The 15,604-nt window shown below is 73.0% G+C and carries 15 protein-coding genes; 9 read left to right on the plus strand and 6 right to left on the minus strand.

Annotated elements, in window-relative coordinates; genetic code table 11:
* Window positions 1-2 precede the first annotated feature (2 nt).
* Window positions 3-500, minus strand: a complete 498-nt coding sequence (locus tag OG990_RS01580; protein ID WP_355611158.1) for an NUDIX domain-containing protein — start codon at window positions 498-500, stop codon at window positions 3-5.
* Window positions 501-559: 59 nt separating this feature from the next.
* Complete coding sequence (locus OG990_RS01585; RefSeq protein WP_406078751.1) at window positions 560-1,834, minus strand: M48 family metalloprotease; 1,275 nt, start codon at window positions 1,832-1,834, stop codon at window positions 560-562.
* Window positions 1,835-2,032: 198 nt separating this feature from the next.
* Here OG990_RS01585 and OG990_RS01590 point away from each other — a divergent pair, with 198 nt between their 5' ends.
* The 4 genes from OG990_RS01590 (at window position 2,033) to npdG (ending at window position 5,841) form a co-directional block, all read left to right on the plus strand.
* Window positions 2,033-2,236, plus strand: a complete 204-nt coding sequence (locus OG990_RS01590; protein ID WP_252417750.1) for a hypothetical protein — start codon at window positions 2,033-2,035, stop codon at window positions 2,234-2,236.
* 82 nt (window positions 2,237-2,318) lie between these two features.
* The gene (locus OG990_RS01595; RefSeq protein WP_406078753.1) at window positions 2,319-3,164 is read left to right on the plus strand and encodes a histone; all 846 of its coding nucleotides are present in this window, start codon (window positions 2,319-2,321) and stop codon (window positions 3,162-3,164) included.
* 226 nt (window positions 3,165-3,390) lie between these two features.
* Entirely contained in the window at window positions 3,391-4,821 is a 1,431-nt protein-coding gene (locus OG990_RS01600) for an RNB domain-containing ribonuclease (protein ID WP_328419018.1), read from the plus strand.
* Between the two features lie 321 nt (window positions 4,822-5,142).
* Window positions 5,143-5,841: an NADPH-dependent F420 reductase gene (npdG, locus tag OG990_RS01605; protein ID WP_406078756.1), complete on the plus strand. Its 699-nt coding sequence runs from the start codon at window positions 5,143-5,145 to the stop codon at window positions 5,839-5,841.
* Window positions 5,842-6,011: 170 nt separating this feature from the next.
* Here npdG and OG990_RS01610 read toward each other — a convergent pair whose 3' ends face one another.
* From OG990_RS01610 to OG990_RS01620, 3 genes are all read right to left on the minus strand, one after another.
* Complete coding sequence (locus OG990_RS01610; protein ID WP_406078757.1) at window positions 6,012-7,262, minus strand: DUF222 domain-containing protein; 1,251 nt, start codon at window positions 7,260-7,262, stop codon at window positions 6,012-6,014.
* Window positions 7,263-7,594: 332 nt separating this feature from the next.
* On the minus strand, window positions 7,595-8,440 hold the full coding sequence (panB, locus tag OG990_RS01615) for a 3-methyl-2-oxobutanoate hydroxymethyltransferase (protein ID WP_328419015.1): 846 nt from the start codon (window positions 8,438-8,440) through the stop codon (window positions 7,595-7,597).
* 158 nt (window positions 8,441-8,598) lie between these two features.
* Complete coding sequence (locus OG990_RS01620; protein ID WP_406078760.1) at window positions 8,599-10,356, minus strand: NAD+ synthase; 1,758 nt, start codon at window positions 10,354-10,356, stop codon at window positions 8,599-8,601.
* Window positions 10,357-10,729: 373 nt separating this feature from the next.
* Between OG990_RS01620 and glnA the strand changes: the two genes are divergently transcribed.
* From glnA to OG990_RS01640, 4 genes are all read left to right on the plus strand, one after another.
* Window positions 10,730-12,079: a type I glutamate--ammonia ligase gene (gene glnA, locus OG990_RS01625; protein WP_328419013.1), complete on the plus strand. Its 1,350-nt coding sequence runs from the start codon at window positions 10,730-10,732 to the stop codon at window positions 12,077-12,079.
* 87 nt (window positions 12,080-12,166) lie between these two features.
* Window positions 12,167-12,592: a DUF350 domain-containing protein gene (locus tag OG990_RS01630; protein WP_406078762.1), complete on the plus strand. Its 426-nt coding sequence runs from the start codon at window positions 12,167-12,169 to the stop codon at window positions 12,590-12,592.
* A 36-nt stretch (window positions 12,593-12,628) separates the two neighbouring features.
* Window positions 12,629-13,321 carry a helix-turn-helix transcriptional regulator gene (locus OG990_RS01635; protein WP_406078764.1) on the plus strand — a complete coding sequence of 231 codons (693 nt, stop codon included), beginning with the start codon at window positions 12,629-12,631 and terminating at the stop codon, window positions 13,319-13,321.
* A gap of 123 nt (window positions 13,322-13,444) precedes the next feature.
* A complete protein-coding gene (locus tag OG990_RS01640; protein ID WP_355611182.1) occupies window positions 13,445-13,828 on the plus strand; it encodes a VOC family protein in 384 nt (127 codons plus the stop codon).
* A gap of 122 nt (window positions 13,829-13,950) precedes the next feature.
* On the opposite strand, the gene OG990_RS01645 is transcribed toward OG990_RS01640, so the two are convergent.
* A complete protein-coding gene (locus OG990_RS01645) occupies window positions 13,951-14,490 on the minus strand; it encodes a hypothetical protein (RefSeq protein WP_406078766.1) in 540 nt (179 codons plus the stop codon).
* A 229-nt stretch (window positions 14,491-14,719) separates the two neighbouring features.
* Here OG990_RS01645 and OG990_RS01650 point away from each other — a divergent pair, with 229 nt between their 5' ends.
* Entirely contained in the window at window positions 14,720-15,604 is an 885-nt protein-coding gene (locus tag OG990_RS01650) for a virginiamycin B lyase (RefSeq protein WP_406078768.1), read from the plus strand.

Raw genomic sequence — 15,604 nt, forward strand, 5'->3', positions numbered from 1 at the left:
GCTCAGCTGGGCACGTCGTCCCACGTGGTGCCCAGCGGCAGGAAACCGGCCGACTGGTTGTCGCGCAAGGCGTAGGCGATGACCAGCAGGGCGTGCGCGTCCAGCTCGGGCAGCCGGTCCATCGGGAACCACCGGACGGCCAGCGACTCGTCGTCATTGACCCGGGCCGTGCCGGCGACGACCCGGCAGACGAAGCCGAGGTTGAGGTACTCGCAGCGGTCCCCGTTGGGGTAGGTGTGCGGGTGCGAGACGGCGCTGGACAGCCGCACCGGCACCACGTCCAGACCCGTCTCCTCCCGCACCTCGCGGACCAGCGCGGTGGCCGGCTGCTCGCCCGGCTCGACGAACCCGCTGATCACCGACCAACGCCCGTCGTCGGCGCGCTGACCGAGCAGCAGCTCACCGGCGTCGTTGCGGACCACCGCGCTGACGCTGGGCAGCCAGAGCAGGTCGTGACCGACGTGCTTGCGCATCCGCAGGATGTAGTCCGGTACCGCCATCCGGCGATCATAGGCCGCGACTCCGCGACCATCGCCGTCCCGCGACCCCGCGTCGAGTGTCAGGCCGACCAGCTGACGGTACGGCGGAAGCGCTCGTACTCCCTGGCGAGTTCGGCGTCGATCCGCTCCATTCGGGCCTCGGTGAGCACCACCGCCGGGTCCTGCCACGGTCGGCCGGTGAGCATCCGGCGGCGCAGTCCGGTCGGCGGGTGGGCGGCGAACAGCGACGCCTCGTCACGGACCGACAGTTGGCGCAGCAGCGGCAGCCGATCGGCGCTCGCGGCGCGGGCCTGGGCCAACGCCGAACGCCACCGGTCCGGGCCGTGTCCCGCCCGGGTCTCCCGGCGCACCGCCAGCGCCATCGACTCGGCGGCGAGCAGGGCGTCGAGCAGATCGGTCGCGGCGGTCGAGCCGGCCACCCGGGCGGCCAGTTCGTCGGCGAGGTACTCGGCGCGCTGGCTGTCCCGCAGCGCCACGCTCACCAGCAGCAGGTAGGCGACGAACAGAACCCGGGACACCACCCACTGGAACGCCCGGCCCAGCGCGTCGCCCACCATCTCCACCAGCCCAGCGCCGACGCTGGTTCGCACCGGCCGGAACAGGTCGGCGGCCGAGCCGAGCATGGTGAACGCGGGCTGGGTGAGCAGGCCCCGGCGCGGGTCACCGTTGACGAAGTGACCGAGCTCGTGGCCGAGCAACGCCACCCGCTCGCCGGCGGTGAGTGAGCCCCACAACGGCAGCCCGAGGCAGAGCACCTTCCGGCGGCGCAACCCGACCGCACCCGCGTACGCGTTGATGTCGCCGTCGACGCCGACCACGTCCGGCATCGGTGCCCCGATCGCCGTGGCCACCTCACCGATCAGCGCGAACAGCTCCGGCGCCCGGTCCAGGGAGAGCACCTCCAACTCGGGGTCGAGCCGGCCGAACCGGGGCCGCAGCGCGACCGCCAGGCCGACCATCGCGACCCCCGGCAGAATCGCCAGGTTGGGAAACGGGAACGCCACGATCAGCCATACGCCGGTGACCGCGAGCGCGAGTACCGCCGCGACCAGCACCAGCGACGCCACCGCGGTCACCGTCCGGGCGCCACCGGACCCGCTGGCACCCAGCGGCCGCCCGACCAGCCGGGTGAACTGCCGCCCGGTCGCCCGGAACGCCATCCGGTAGGTCCACCGGTCGACCCAGGTCCAGCCGAACTCGCGTTCGCGCCGCATCGGGTCGTACGTGTCCAGATTCCACTCGCAGTTGGGGCACCAGGGCAGCGCGTCGCGTACGGACGCCGTCGTGGCCCCACACCCCGGGCACGCCCCCGTGCCGGTCACCGTGTTGATCACGGGGACCGATCCTGCCCCGCGTCGCCGTACGCGGGAACTGGCCGTTCAGCCGACGGCCGGTGGCGGGCGAAGTGTCCCGGCCTGGGCTTTCTTTCGGTGTTCCGGCCCGGGGCGCCGTAACCGGCTCTACTGTGGAGAAGGTCGGTGACTTGCGTGATCCGGTGGCGGCCGGTCGGTTCGCGGTGCACAGTGATTCCCATGAGCGACAGCGGACGTGGTGGGCAGTTCTACTGGTGCACTCGGCACCACCGGGTTGAGACGGACGCCGACGTGTGCCCGGCGAAGCACGTCCTCGGCCCGTACGACTCGGCGGCCGACGCGGAGAACGCCCTGCAACGAGTGCAGGAGCGTAACGAGGCGTGGGAGGCCGAGGACGCTCGTTGGGCCGGGGAGGACAGGTAGACGGCGCGGGACGGCCCGCGCCGAGGTACTCAGTGCTCCGCGAGGAGACACGCGAGAGCACGTCCCCAAGGAGGGAACCGAGATGGCCGAAGCACAGCAGGCCACCACCCGCCCGGCCGCCCGGCGTACCACCGCGAAGAAGACCGCCGCGGCGGAGCGGAACACGGGAGCGAGCCGGACCACCCCCGTGCGCAAGTCCACCGCGGGTGCGGCGGCGGCGAAGGCGCCGGCCCGGAAGGCCGCCGGCGGGGCGGGGCGTGCCCCGGCCAAGAAGACCACCACGGCCGCCAAGGCCCCCGCGAAGAAGGCCACCACCAAGGCCTCCACCGCTGCCAAGAAGGCGCCAGCGAAGACCTCGACCGCCACCCGCAAGACGACCGCCACCGCGAAGCGGACCCCGGCATCCGCTGCGAAGAAGACCACCGCCGCTGCGAAGAAGACCACGGGTACGGCGAAGAAGACCACCAGCGCGGCCAAGAAGACCACCAGCGCCGCGAAGAGGACCACCGCAACGGCGGTGAAGAAGGCCACCACCGCGGCGAAGGCACCGGCGCGCAAGACCGCGACCAAGGCGTCCACCGCGAAGAAGACGGCCGCCAAGAAGGCTCCGGCGAAGAAGACGACCGCTGCGGCGAAGAAGACCACGGGTACGGCGAAGAAGACGACAGCGAAGAAGACCGCGGCCACCCGCCCTGGCGGCGGCGCACGCAAGGCCGCGGCAAAGAAGGCCCCGGCCGCGAAGCCGACCGGCACGTCGTCGACCGCCGCCCGCAAGGCGGTGGCGAAGAAGGCCCCGGCGAAGAAGACCGTCGCGGTCAAGGCGCCGGCTCGCAAGGTGACCGCCCGCAAGTCGCCGGCCCGTCCGACCGCCGCCCGGGCCACCGCCCCCCGCGGTACGCGGACCACCGCGCGGAAGGCGACCGGCTGACCGCAGGCCGTCCGGCACAGGATCGCCCGGCAGGGCCGACGCGGTTCACCGGCAGGCCGACGCGGTTCACCGGCAGGCCGACGCGGTTCACCGGCAGGCCGACGCGGTTCACCGGCAGGCCGACGCGGCTCTCCGGTGGGTCTGCCGCGGTTCGCCTGGTGCGTCGGCCGGATATCTCGGCCGGTCACCGGAAGCGGATCACCGGCGGCACTGTCAGGATTGACCCGTGGTCATCCGACGCGTACTCGCGCCCCGCATCGACTTCGGCACGCTGCGCCGCGAGCTCGGCCTGCCCGAGGGTTTCCCGGCCGCCGCGCAACACGAGGCTGACGAGGCGGCCGCCGCGCCGCCGCGACCGCCCGTCGACCGTACCGACGTACCGTTCGTCACGGTCGACCCGGCCACGTCCCGGGACCTGGACCAGGCGATGCACCTCGCCCGACGGCCGGGTGGCGGCTATCGGGTGCGGTATGCGATCGCGGACGTCGCCGCGCACGTCGGCCCGGGCGGGGCGCTGGAGGCGGAGACCTGGCGGCGAGGGCAGACCATCTACCTGCCCGACGGCCACGTGCCGTTGCACCCGCTGACGCTCAGCGAGGGCGCGGCCAGTCTGCTGCCCGACGACGACCGGGCCGCGGTGGTCTGGACCATCGACCTGGACGCCGACGGCGGCACCGTGGCCGTCGAGCTGGAACGCGCCCTGGTCCGCAGCCGGGCCAAACTCGACTACTCAGGGGTGCAGGCGGCGGCGGACGGCGGGCGGCTGCCCGACCCGATCGCGCTGCTGCCCGAGATCGGCGACCGGCTGACCGCTCGGGGACTGCGTCGTGGCGCGATCAACCTGCCCCTGCCCGAGCAGGACGTGGAACCCGACGGCGAGGGCTGGCGGCTGGTGTTGCGCGGGCCGGTGCCCATGGAGGAGCACAACGCGCAGATCTCCCTGCTGACGGGGATGGCCGCCGCCGACATCATGCTGGCCGGCCGGGTCGGCCTGCTGCGCACCATGCCGGCTCCGAAGCCGGAGGCCGTGCAGCGGCTGCGGGCCGCCGCCGCGCCGCTGGGCGTGCACTGGCCGGACGGCGTAGGCCCGGGCGAGGTGATCGTCGGGCTGGACCCCGCCCAGCCGCGCGCCGCCGCGTTCATCGACCAGGCAGCCGAGCTGATGCGCGGCGCGGCCTACACCGCGTTCGACGGGACGCCGCCGGAGCAGCCGGAGCACGGCGGGGTGGCCGCCGCGTACGCCCACGTCACGGCGCCGCTGCGGCGCCTGGCCGACCGGTACGCCACCGAGGTCTGCCTGGCCCTGCACGCGGGCCGGCCGGTGCCCGACTGGGCGCGCGCCGCGCTGCCTCGGCTGCCCGAGGTCATGGCCACGACCGACCGGACCGCCTCGGCGGCCAGCCGGGGTGCGGTCGAGCTGGCCGAAGCGGTGCTGCTGGCGGACCGGGTGGGGGAGACCTTCGACGCGGCGGTACTGGACGTGGACGCCCCGCCCAACGGCCGCTCCCGCCCCCGCCCGCCCGGCGGCACGGTCGCCCTGGACGCCCCGCCGGTACGCGGCCGCTGCCTCGGCCAACTGCCGCTCGGCGAACGAGTCCGGGTCCGGCTGGTAACCGCCGACCCGGCTACCCGCACGATCCTGTTCGAGCTGGCCTGAAGGGGTTGCCGGCGGCCCTTTTCGCGTTGGCGTAGACCGAACCGGCTACCGGCACGATCCTGTTCGAGCTGGTCTGAACGGATTGCCAGCAGCCCTTTTCGCGCTGGTGGGCCGGCTGCCGGCGGGTCCTGTTCGAGTTGGCCTGGAGCGGCAGTTCGCTCCCGGCTTGGGTCGTCGTCGGGGCGCGTAGGCGGGGTCGGCCGGTGGTGGCGTCCGGGTCGGATCCCGAGCCGACGAGTTGGCAGCGCGGCGGGCGGGCAGCGGGAATTGTCACAGCGGCTGACGCTGCTGCCGGACCGGGCGGTTTGCGAGGATGAGCCCATGGCATACGACGCGAGCACGCTGCCCGACGTGTCCGGGCTGACGGTCGGCATCATCGGTGGCACCGGCGATCAGGGGCGGGGTCTCGCCTACCGCCTCGCCCGGGCCGGGCAGACGGTGCTGATCGGCTCCCGCTCCGCGGAGCGGGCCGCCGAGTCCGCCGCCGAGATCGCCGCGCTGCCCCGGATGCCGGCCGATGTCAGTATCACCGGCGCGGCCAACGACGAGGTGGCCCGGCGCAGCGACGTCGTGATCATCGCGGTGCCGTGGGACGGGCACGCCGCTACCGTCGCCTCCCTCGCCGAGCCGCTCGCCGGCACGATCGTCATCGACTGCGTCAACCCGCTCGGCTTTGACAAGCAGGGCCCCTACGCGCTGACCGTCGCCGAGGGCAGCGCCGTGCAGCAGGCCGCCGCGCTGCTGCCCGACTCCCGGGTCTGCGCGGCGTTCAACCACGTCAGCGCCCCGCTGCTGGCCGACCCCGAGGTCGACCGGATCGACCTGGACGTGCTGATCTGCACCGAGGACCGCGAGCTGGTCGACGTGGTCGGCGCGCTCGCCGCCCGGATCCCCGGGATGCGCGGCATCTACGCTGGCCGGCTGCGCAACGCCCACCAGATCGAGGCGTTCACCGCCAACCTGATCGCCATCAACAAGCGCTACAAGGCCCACGCCGGCATCCGCGTCACCGACCTCTGAGCCTGTCTGCCGGCGTGCCTGCGCACGGGTGAGCCCGCCAGCTCTGGGCGCGCTTGCCGGTGCGCCCGCTCGTGGACCGCTGAGTCGGTCCGACCGCGAGGGCTCGTCTTCGACGGGCGGTGTCCGGAGCATTGGCCTGCGAAGGTGTGAGCGTTGCTGAACGGTTGTGCTCACGTCCGCCGGTGGTACTGGTTGCGCCTGGGGAGTCGGTCGGGATCGAGCCAGGCTGGCGGGACGAACTCCGGGTGACCGTCGCCGCCCAGAAGGACGGTCCAGTCGCCGCGATGGATGTGCCGGTGGTGGTGTGCACAGAGCAACACCGCGTTCTGCAGGCTCGTCTCGCCGCCGTTCGCCCAGTGCCGGATGTGGTGGGCGTCGCACCAGCGGGGCGGGCGGTCGCAGCCCGGGAAGGCGCAGCCGCGGTCCCGTAGGACCAGCGCGCGCCGGAGAGGCCCGGTGACGAGTCGGCGTTGCCGGCCCACGTCGAGCACCTGGCCGGCGCTGCCAAGGACGGCGGGCAGGATGGCCGCGTCGCAGGCGAGCCGGCGGACCGCCTCCGGGGTGAGCTGGAGGCCGGTGTCAAGGGCTCCGGCGTCGAGCTGCCGGAGCAGGCTGTCGAAACTGGTGGTGACGACGATCTGGGCCGGCTCGCCGCCATGCTCGGGTAGCTCCCCGGTGCGCAGGGTGAGCCGACAGAGGTCGGCGAGCGCGTCGTGTCGGCGTTGCCCGGGGCTACGCGGGTCGTCCGGGCCCGACGGTGCGGTCAACGGCTCGATCGCGGCGCGCAGCAGGCCGGCCGCCTCGGCGTCCAGGCTGCCGGTCAGCCGGAGGCGGCCATCGTGCAGCTCGGACAGGGTGACGTGACGGTCTCGGGCCGACCGGTGGGCCTCGGCCTCCAACGCGGCTTGGGCGGCAGCCTCGGCGACCTCCGGAGCGACGTGGTCGAGAATCCGCGTGCCCAGCCTGCGGAGCAGTGCCGGATCGAACTGTCCCGCCCACTCGACCAGCACGCCGACGGCCTTGTCGGCAGCCTCGGCGCCAGCGGCGGCGTGCACCGTGCTGACGGTGTCGCCGATGACCCGGGCCTGATCCAGGCTGATGTCCCCGTCGGCCAACGCGCGACGTATCCCTGGGGCGGCGGCGTCCAGAGTGCCGGCGAGGTCGACCAGCCGACGGGCGGCGGGGACGGTGAGCCGCAGTCGGTCGCGCAGCCAGACCGCCGTCGAGGACGCGCCCTGTGCGACGGCGGTGCCCCGACCGTCCAGCTCGCGCACCAGGGCCAGCTGCACCGCCGCCAGGCGCTGCTCGAGCCGGTGCGCGGCGTCGAGCGCCGCGACCAGCTCATGCTCCGCGACGGCCCAGGTGGCCACATCGAGGCACGCCGCCACCGCGCCCTCCGCCTGCGCCAACTCCTCGACCACGACTAAAGACTAGAACAGGTGTACGACAGTTCCAGTGGTGGTGATCGATCGGCGGCCCGGCAGCTTCCGCCCGTCGGCGGTGCCCGTTAGCGGTGCGGCGGCGGCGGCGGGGCCGGCCGGCCGACTGAAGCGTCGTACCGGCCGGCCCTGCCGCCGTGGACCGTCCGAGCCGCTGACCTACGCGAGCCGCGGACCTACGCGAGCCGCGGACCTACGCGAGCCGCGGACCTACGCGAGCCGCGGACCTACGCGAGCCGCGGACCGTCCGAGCCGCGGACCTACGCGAGCCGCGGACCGTCCGAGCCGCGGACCTACGCGAGCCGCGGACCGTCCTAGAAGGTGTGCTCGGCGGCTGGGAACTCGCCGCCGCGGACCTCGTCGGCGAACCGGCGGGTGGCGTCGGTGAGGGCGCCGGACAGGTCCGCGTACCGCTTCACGAAGCGTGGCGCCTTGCCGGTACGCAGGCCGGCCATGTCCTGCCAGACCAGCACCTGGGCGTCGGTGTCGGGGCCGGCCCCGATGCCCACGGTGGGGATCGACAGTTCGTGGGTGATCTGCTTGGCCACCTCACCCGGCACCATCTCCAGCACCACCGCGAACGCACCCGCCTCGGCAACCGCCCGAGCGTCGGCCAGCACCTCGGTGGCCGCGTCGCCCCGGCCCTGCACCCGGTAGCCGCCCAGGGTGTGCTCGCTCTGCGGGGTGAAGCCGATGTGCGCCATCACCGGAATGCCGGCGCCGACGATCGCGGCGATCTGCGCGGCACAGCGGCGGCCACCCTCCAGCTTCACCGCGTGGCAGCCACCTTCCTTCATGAACCGCACGGCGGTACGCAGCGCCTGCGTCGGGCCTTCCTCGTACGAGCCGAACGGCAGGTCGCCGACGATCAGCGACTGTCGGGTCGCCCGTACCACCGCCCGCACCAGCGGGAGTAACTCGTCGGCGGTGACCGGCAGGGTGGTCTCGTAGCCGAACACGTTGTTCGCGGCTGAGTCGCCGACCAGCAGCACCGGGACGCCGGCCTGGTCGAAGATCGCCGCCGTGTACTGGTCGTACGAGGTGAGCATCGGCCACCGTTCGCCGCGCTCCTTGGCGGCGATCAGGTCGCGGGTACGGACCCGTCGGGTGGCCGGGCCGCCGTACAGCGCGGTCACCTCGTTGGGCGTGGACTCCACCATCACTGTCTCCTTCCTCGAGGCCGCCTGCGCGGTCCCCGGGTTCTGTCGCGATCGTCGCATCGCAGGCAGGGATGACGGCAGGGCGCAGTGGAAGATGTCACTCCACCGCGGCGAGGGCGCCGGACCGGCCCACCGACCCGGCGCCCACCCCGGACGGCTCAGCCGTGCTCGCGCCACCGGTTGGTGATCGGCAGCCGGCGGTCCCGACCGAACGCCTTCATCGAGATCTTCGTGCCCGGCGCCGACTGCCGTCGCTTGTACTCGGCGGTATCCACCAGCCGCAGCACCTTGTCCACCACGGCCGGGTCGTGGCCCGACTCGATCAGCCCGTCCCGGCCGAGGTCGCCGTCGACGTAGCCGATCAGGATCGGGTCCAGTACGTCGTAGTCGGGCAGGGTGTCGCTGTCCAGTTGGCCCGGGCTCAGCTCGGCGCTCGGCGGTTTGCCGATCGAGTTCTCCGGGATGGGTGGGGTCGCGCCCCGCCGGGCTGCATCCGCGTTGCGCCACTTCGCCAGCCGCCAGATCAGTGTCTTCCACACGTCCTTGACCGGGTTGAAGCCGCCCACCGAGTCGCCGTACAGCGTGGAGTAGCCGACCGCCAGCTCGCTCTTGTTGCCGGTGGTCAGCACCAGGTGGCCCTCCTGGTTCGACAGCGCCATCAGGATCACGCCGCGTACCCGGGCCTGGAGGTTCTCCACCGCCACCCCGTACAGCGACAGGTTGGCCAGGAAACCGTCCACCATCGGCTGGATCGGCTCGGTGCGGTAGTCCAGCCCGGTGCGCTTGGCCAGGTCGGCGGCGTCCTCCCGGGAGTGCTCGGAGGAGTGCTGGCTGGGCAGCGACACCCCGACCACCCGGTCCGGACCGAGCGCGTCGACGGCCAGCGCGGCCACCACCGCCGAGTCGATGCCGCCGGAGAGGCCGAGCACCACCGACGGGAACCTGTTCTTGTTGACGTAGTCGCGCAGGCCGAGCACCAACGCGTGCCACACCTCGGCCTCGTCGGCCACCGGCTCGATCAGCCCGCCGGTGGCGGCCGGGCCGGACGGCGTGGGCGGGATGCCGTCCAGGGTGCTGTGCACCACCCGCATGCCGTCCGCGACGGTCTCCTCGGCCGGCGGCGCGCCGGCGGCCGGCAGTTCCACGTCGTGCACGAGCAGGTGCTCGACGAACTGCGGGGCCCGGGTGAGCAGCTCACCGTCGGCGGCCACGATCATCGAGTCGCCCTCGAAGACCAGCTCGTCCTGCCCGCCGATCATGTTGACGTACGCGATGGCGGCGCCCGCCTCGGCGGCCCGCCGGCGGACCAGCGGCAGCCGGATGTCGTCCTTGTTCAGCTCGTACGGCGAGCCGTTGATGTTGACCACCAGGCCGACCCTGGCCTGCCGGGCGGCGGCGAACGGGCCGCCGGCCTGCCACAGGTCCTCGCAGATGGTCAGCGCGACGTCCACCCCACCGATCCGCACCACGGTCAGCATGTCGCCGGACAGGAAGTAGCGGTCCTCGTCGAAGACGCCGTAGTTGGGCAGATGGTGCTTGAAGTAGCGGGCGGCCACCACGCCCCGGTGCAGCAGCGCGGCGGCGTTGCGGGCGCCCCGACCCGGCTCGGCGTGCTCGCTGACCTGGGGCGGCCCGTCGGCGTCCAGGTAGCCGACCACCACCGGCAACTCGCCGAGGCCGTCCGTGGCGAGGTCGGCGGCGAGCTGCTCCAGGGCGGCCCGGGACGCGGCGACGAAGGAACGCCGGAAGACCAGATCCTCGACCGGGTACCCGGTCAGCATCATCTCGGGGAAGAGCACCAGTTGGGCGCCGGCATCAGCGGCCTGGCGGGTCCAGCTGCGGACCAGGTCGGCGTTGCCGGCGAGGTCGCCGACGCTCGGGTTGACCTGGGACAGGGCGAGACGCAGGGTGGGCATGTCCTCATTTTGCCCCAGCCCGTCGGGGCGGACACGATGCCAACGGGAGACGGTGGCCACCCTCGCGCCGGGCCGGCCGACCGCCGGTGGGCCAGCGCTCGTGGCCAGGCCGCCGCCCGCCCGAGGGCACCTGCGGCGCTGCCGCCGCAGCAGGACGACCGCCGCAGCAGGACGACCGCCACAGCAGGACCACCGTCACAGCAGGACCACCGCCGCGGCAGGACCGTCGCCGGTCCGGCCGCCGCCGCGGCGGGCAGCCGGGACGGCAGGCGGGCGTTGGCGTAACGTCGGCGTAACCAGGCACATGAAGACTGGTCGGTCAGGCCGGGCCGGCCCGGCAGGCGATGGCAAACAGGTGTTGCGAGGGGTGGAAGTGGACCGTCAGCAGGAGTTCGTCCTCCGTACGCTGGAAGAGCGGGACATCCGGTTCGTCCGGCTGTGGTTCACCGACGTGCTGGGCACGCTCAAGAGCGTCTCGGTGGCACCCGCCGAGCTGGAGGCGGCCTTCGAGGAGGGCATCGGCTTCGACGGCTCGGCGATCGAGGGCTTCGCCCGGGTCTTCGAATCGGACATGGTGGCCATGCCCGACCCGACCACCTTCCAGGTCTTCCCGTTCGAGGGCGGGGTCAGCGGCGAGAGCGCCCGGATGTTCTGCGACATCCTGCTGCCCGACGGCGGGCCGTCCTGGGCGGATCCCCGGCACGTGCTGCGCCGCGCGCTGTCCAAGGCCGCCGAGAAGGGCTTTACCTTCTACACCCACCCCGAGATCGAGTTCTTCCTGTTAGAGAACGGCCCGCAGGACGGCTCGGTGCCCATCCCGGTGGACACCGGCGGCTACTTCGAGCACACCACCCACGCCGTCGCCCGGGACTTCCGCCGGCAAGGGGTGCTGGCGCTGGAGCGGATCGGCATCTCGGTGGAGTTCAGCCACCACGAGGTCGCCCCCGGCCAGCAGGAGATCGACCTGCGCTACGCCGACGCGCTCACCACCGCCGACAACATCATGACCTTCCGGCACGTGGTCAAGGAGGTAGCGCTCTCCACCGGCGTGCAGGCCAGCTTCATGCCGAAGCCGTTCACCGACCAGCCGGGCAGCGGCATGCACACCCACCTGTCGCTGTTCGAGGGGGAGCGCAACGCCTTCCACGACGGCGGCGACCCGATGAAGCTCTCCAAGGTGGCGAAGTCCTTCATCGCCGGCCTGCTGGTGCACGCGCGGGAGTACACGGCGGTCACCAACCAGTGGGTCAACTCGTACAAGCGGCTCTTCCCGCAGGCACTGCCCGACCGGATCACCGAGAGCCCGGCGTACGTCTGCTGGGGTCACCTGAACCGGTCCGCGCTGGTCCGGGTGCCCGCGTACGGCAAGCCCAACTCGGCCCGCGTGGAGGTCCGCTCGCTGGACTCGGCGGCCAATCCGTACCTCGCCTTCGCGGTGCTGCTCGGCGCCGGCCTGAAGGGCATCGAGGAGGGCTACGAGCTGCCGCCGGGCGCCGAGGACGACGTCTGGTCGCTGACCAGCGCCGAGCGGCGCGCGATGGGGTACGAAGCGCTGCCGGAGAACCTCGCCGAGGCGATCGACGTGATGGCCGGGTCCGAACTGGTCGCCGAGGTGCTCGGCGAGCACGTCTTCGACTTCTTCCTGCGCAACAAGCGGGCCGAGTGGGAGCAGTACCGCCGCGAGGTCACCCCGTACGAGCGGCAGCGTTACCTGGCGCTGTAACCGCGGGGCTGACGCGGTTGCGTGCTGCCGCTATCGTCTCGATCACCGCGCCGGTACCCCTCCGGGCGGAGATTCGGGAGGCAGTCGGTGCTGGAGGATCTGCTCAGCGGTGCCTGGCAGAGCGTCGTGTTCGGGATCGTCGGCGTAGGGCTGATGGCGGCTGGCTTCGTGCTGGTCGACCTGCTCACACCGGGGCGGCTGCGGGAGCTGATCTGGGTGCGCCGCAACACCAACGCGGGGCTGCTGCTGGCCGCCAACCAGCTCGGTATCGCCGGGATTGTCTTCACCGCGATCCTCACCAGCTACAGCGACTTCGGCAAGGGGCTCGCCTCCACCGTGGTGTTCGGGTTCGTCGGGCTGGCCATCATGGCGCTGGCCTTCTTCGTGCTCGATCTGCTCACCCCGGGCAAGCTCGGCGAGATCATCTGCTCGGATGAGCCGCATCCGGCGGCCCGGGTCAGCGCCGCCACCCATTTTGGAGCGGCGCTGATCGTCTGCGCCTGCATCGCCTGAGCGCGGTCGTCGTACCCCGTCCGTAGCGTGCGGGCCATGAACCGCACGGACCGCCTCTACGCCCTGGTCGAGGAGCTGCGCGCGGTCTCGCCACGCCCGCGCAGCGCCCGCTGGCTGGCCGCGCGCTTCGAGGTCAGCAGCCGGACCATCGAGCGCGACATCGGCGCGTTGCAGGAGGCCGGGGTGCCGATCTGGGCCGAGCCCGGGCGCACCGGGGGCTACGTGGTGGACCGCGCCCGCACCCTGCCCCCGGTCAACCTGACGCCCGGCGAGGCGGTGGCCATGGCCGTCGCGCTGCACCGGCTCGCCGGCACGCCGTTCGCCGCGCCGGGTGCCACCGCGCTGCGCAAGCTGGTGGCGGTGCTGCCGGCCGCCGACGCGGCCGAGGCGCACCGGCTCGCCGGCCGGGTGCACCTGATCGGCGACGGGCCGGCCACGCCCGTCCCGGCCATCGTCGCCGACGCGGTCGTCGCGCGGCGGGTGCTGCGCATCCGGTACGCCGACCGGGACGGCGCCGATTCGGTACGCGACGTCGAGCCGCTCGGCTACCTGGGCAACCCCCGACACTGGTATCTGCTCGCCTGGTGTCGGCTGCGCGACGAGCTGCGCTGCTTCCGCACCGACCGGATCCGGAGTGTCCGGGCGTTGCCCGAGGTGGTGGCCCGGGAGTTGCGCCCGGCCGACCTGGACATCCCGCGCGAGCGGGTCCGGGCGCTGAGCCTGGTCTGAAACTGGTGGTGGATCCGTCCGCACTGCCGGGGAAACACCGACAGGGCGGTGTCGCGGGCGGGGTCGAGGCTGACTCCTGACGGCGCCGCCGACCGGCCGGCGCGCGGAAACGAGAGGCCAGACATGACCACCAGCAGCGGGGTGACCTGGTTCGAGATCGGCACGGATCGGCCAGACGTGGCGCAGCGGTTCTATGGCGACCTGTTCGGGTGGAGCTTCACCGAGGAGGGCGCCGGCGGCGCGTCGTACCGGACGACCGAGGGTGGTGCCGGCGAGGGGATCGGCGGCGCGATTCGGGGCACCGGCGGGCAGGGGCCGAACTACGCGATCTTCTATGTGCAGGTGAACGACGTGGCGGGGACCTGCCAGCGGGCCGAGGCGGCCGGCGGCAAGGTGCTGGTGCCGGTGAAGGTGAACGACAACGGGCTCACCTTCGCCCACCTGCTCGACCCGGCCGGCAACCACGTCGGGGTCTTCACGCCCCCGCCGGTGCCCGCCGGATCCTGACAGTCGGGACCGGCGCCGGTTCGGCGTAATGGCGGTGTCCGGGTAACCCGGACACCGCCATGCCACCGCAACTGGTCCGGCTGGGGCGGCGCCGCCCGATGTCGGGGCGGCGCCGCCGCCGATCACTTGCCGGTCGTACCCTCGGGGTTGTCGGTGCCCTCGGGGCCGTCGGTGCCGCCAGGGCCGCCGTTGCCACCAGGGCCGCCGTTACCCGGTCCGCCGTGACCGCCCGGTCCGCGGTGACCGTCGCCACCGGGGAAGACGCCGGCCTCGACGGCCTTGGTGATCGCGTCGGCCTGCTCCTGGGTGAGCTTGCCGTCCTCGACCGCCTGGTCCAGGCGCTCCTTGAGCGCGGCCTGGCGGTCCTCGGTGGACGGCCGCTCCGGCCGCTCCGGACGGTCGGCGTCCTTCTGCTCGCGGACCTTGTCCAGCGCGGCGGTCACCTTGTCGGTGGAGACGCCCAGCTCCTTGGCGAGCGCCTCGGCGAACTCGCCCTGCCGGTCGGCCTTCGACTCCTGCTTCTCGGCAGTGCTGCTGGCACTCGGGGTCGGCGTGCCGGCGTCCGCGGCGAACGCCATCGTCGGGGCTGCGATGCCCACGCCGAGGACGCCAGCGGTGGCCAGGCCGGCCAGCAGGTGCTTCTTGCGGATGGTGCGGGACATGCTCTCCTCCAGGTGTTCGGTGGTGTTGCGATGTCGTTACCGACCGTGACCGGCTGGGCTGGGTGCAACCCGTGGCGAACCTGTCCGCAGGCTGGCAATTCGGCGGGGGAAATGGGACAAACCTGTTGCCCCGGTACGGCCGGTGGGCAAAGGTGATTGCTCGCCGTGCCCGGCTGGCCGAGCCGCGCGGGCCGGTCGACCGGGAACCCATCGACGGAAGGCAGCTCTCGTGACATCCACCGTGATCCGGGAAATCCCGCTCAGCGATCCGCAGGCCGGGCCGTACGGCATCACGACCGGCCCCGACGGGGCGCTCTGGCTGACCCTGGTCCACGCTGGCGCGCTCGCCCGGGTGGCCGCGGACGGTTCGGTGCGCCGCTGGCCGGCCGGTGGTCCGGGTAGCCGGCCGTTGATCGTCACGCCCGGCCCGGACGGCGCACTCTGGTTCACCCGCTCCGGGGACGACCGGATCGGCCGGATCACGACCGACGGAGAGCAGAGCGAGGTCGTTCTGCCGGCCGGCACCGGCCCGTGCGGCATCGCCGCGGGCCCGGACGGTGCCCTCTGGTACGCCGGCATGAGCTCCGACACCGTCGGCCGGGTGAGCACCGACGGCGTGGTCACCGAGGTGCGGCTACCGGTCTCCGGCGCGTTCGCCTCGATGGTGGCGGCCGGGCCGGACGACGCCGTCTGGTGCACGCTCAACCAGGCGAACGCGATCGCCCGGGTCGGCATGGACGGGGTGGTGCGTGTGCATCCGCTGCCCACCGAGGGTGCCGCGCCGGTCGGTATCACCGCGGGCGTGGACGGGGCGCTCTGGTTCGTGGAGATCGCCGCCGGTCAGGTCGGCCGGATCACCCCGGACGGCCGGATCGAGGAGTACCCGCTGCCGGACCGGACGGCCCGGCCGCACGCCATCGTCGCCGATCCGGCCGGCGGCGCCTGGTTCACCGAGTGGGCCGGCAACCGGATCGGCCACGTCGACCCGACCGGCCGGGTCGACACCTACGAACTGCCCACCCCGAACTCCGAGCCGCACGGCCTGACGGTCGCGTCCGACGGCACAGTCCACGCCGCGCTGGAAGTCGGCCGCCTGGCCTGCCTCACCCCCTGA

Origin of the sequence: Micromonospora sp. NBC_00858 (genome assembly GCF_045207365.1) — a bacterium.
In the GTDB taxonomy this organism is placed as follows: Bacteria; Actinomycetota; Actinomycetes; order Mycobacteriales; family Micromonosporaceae; genus Micromonospora.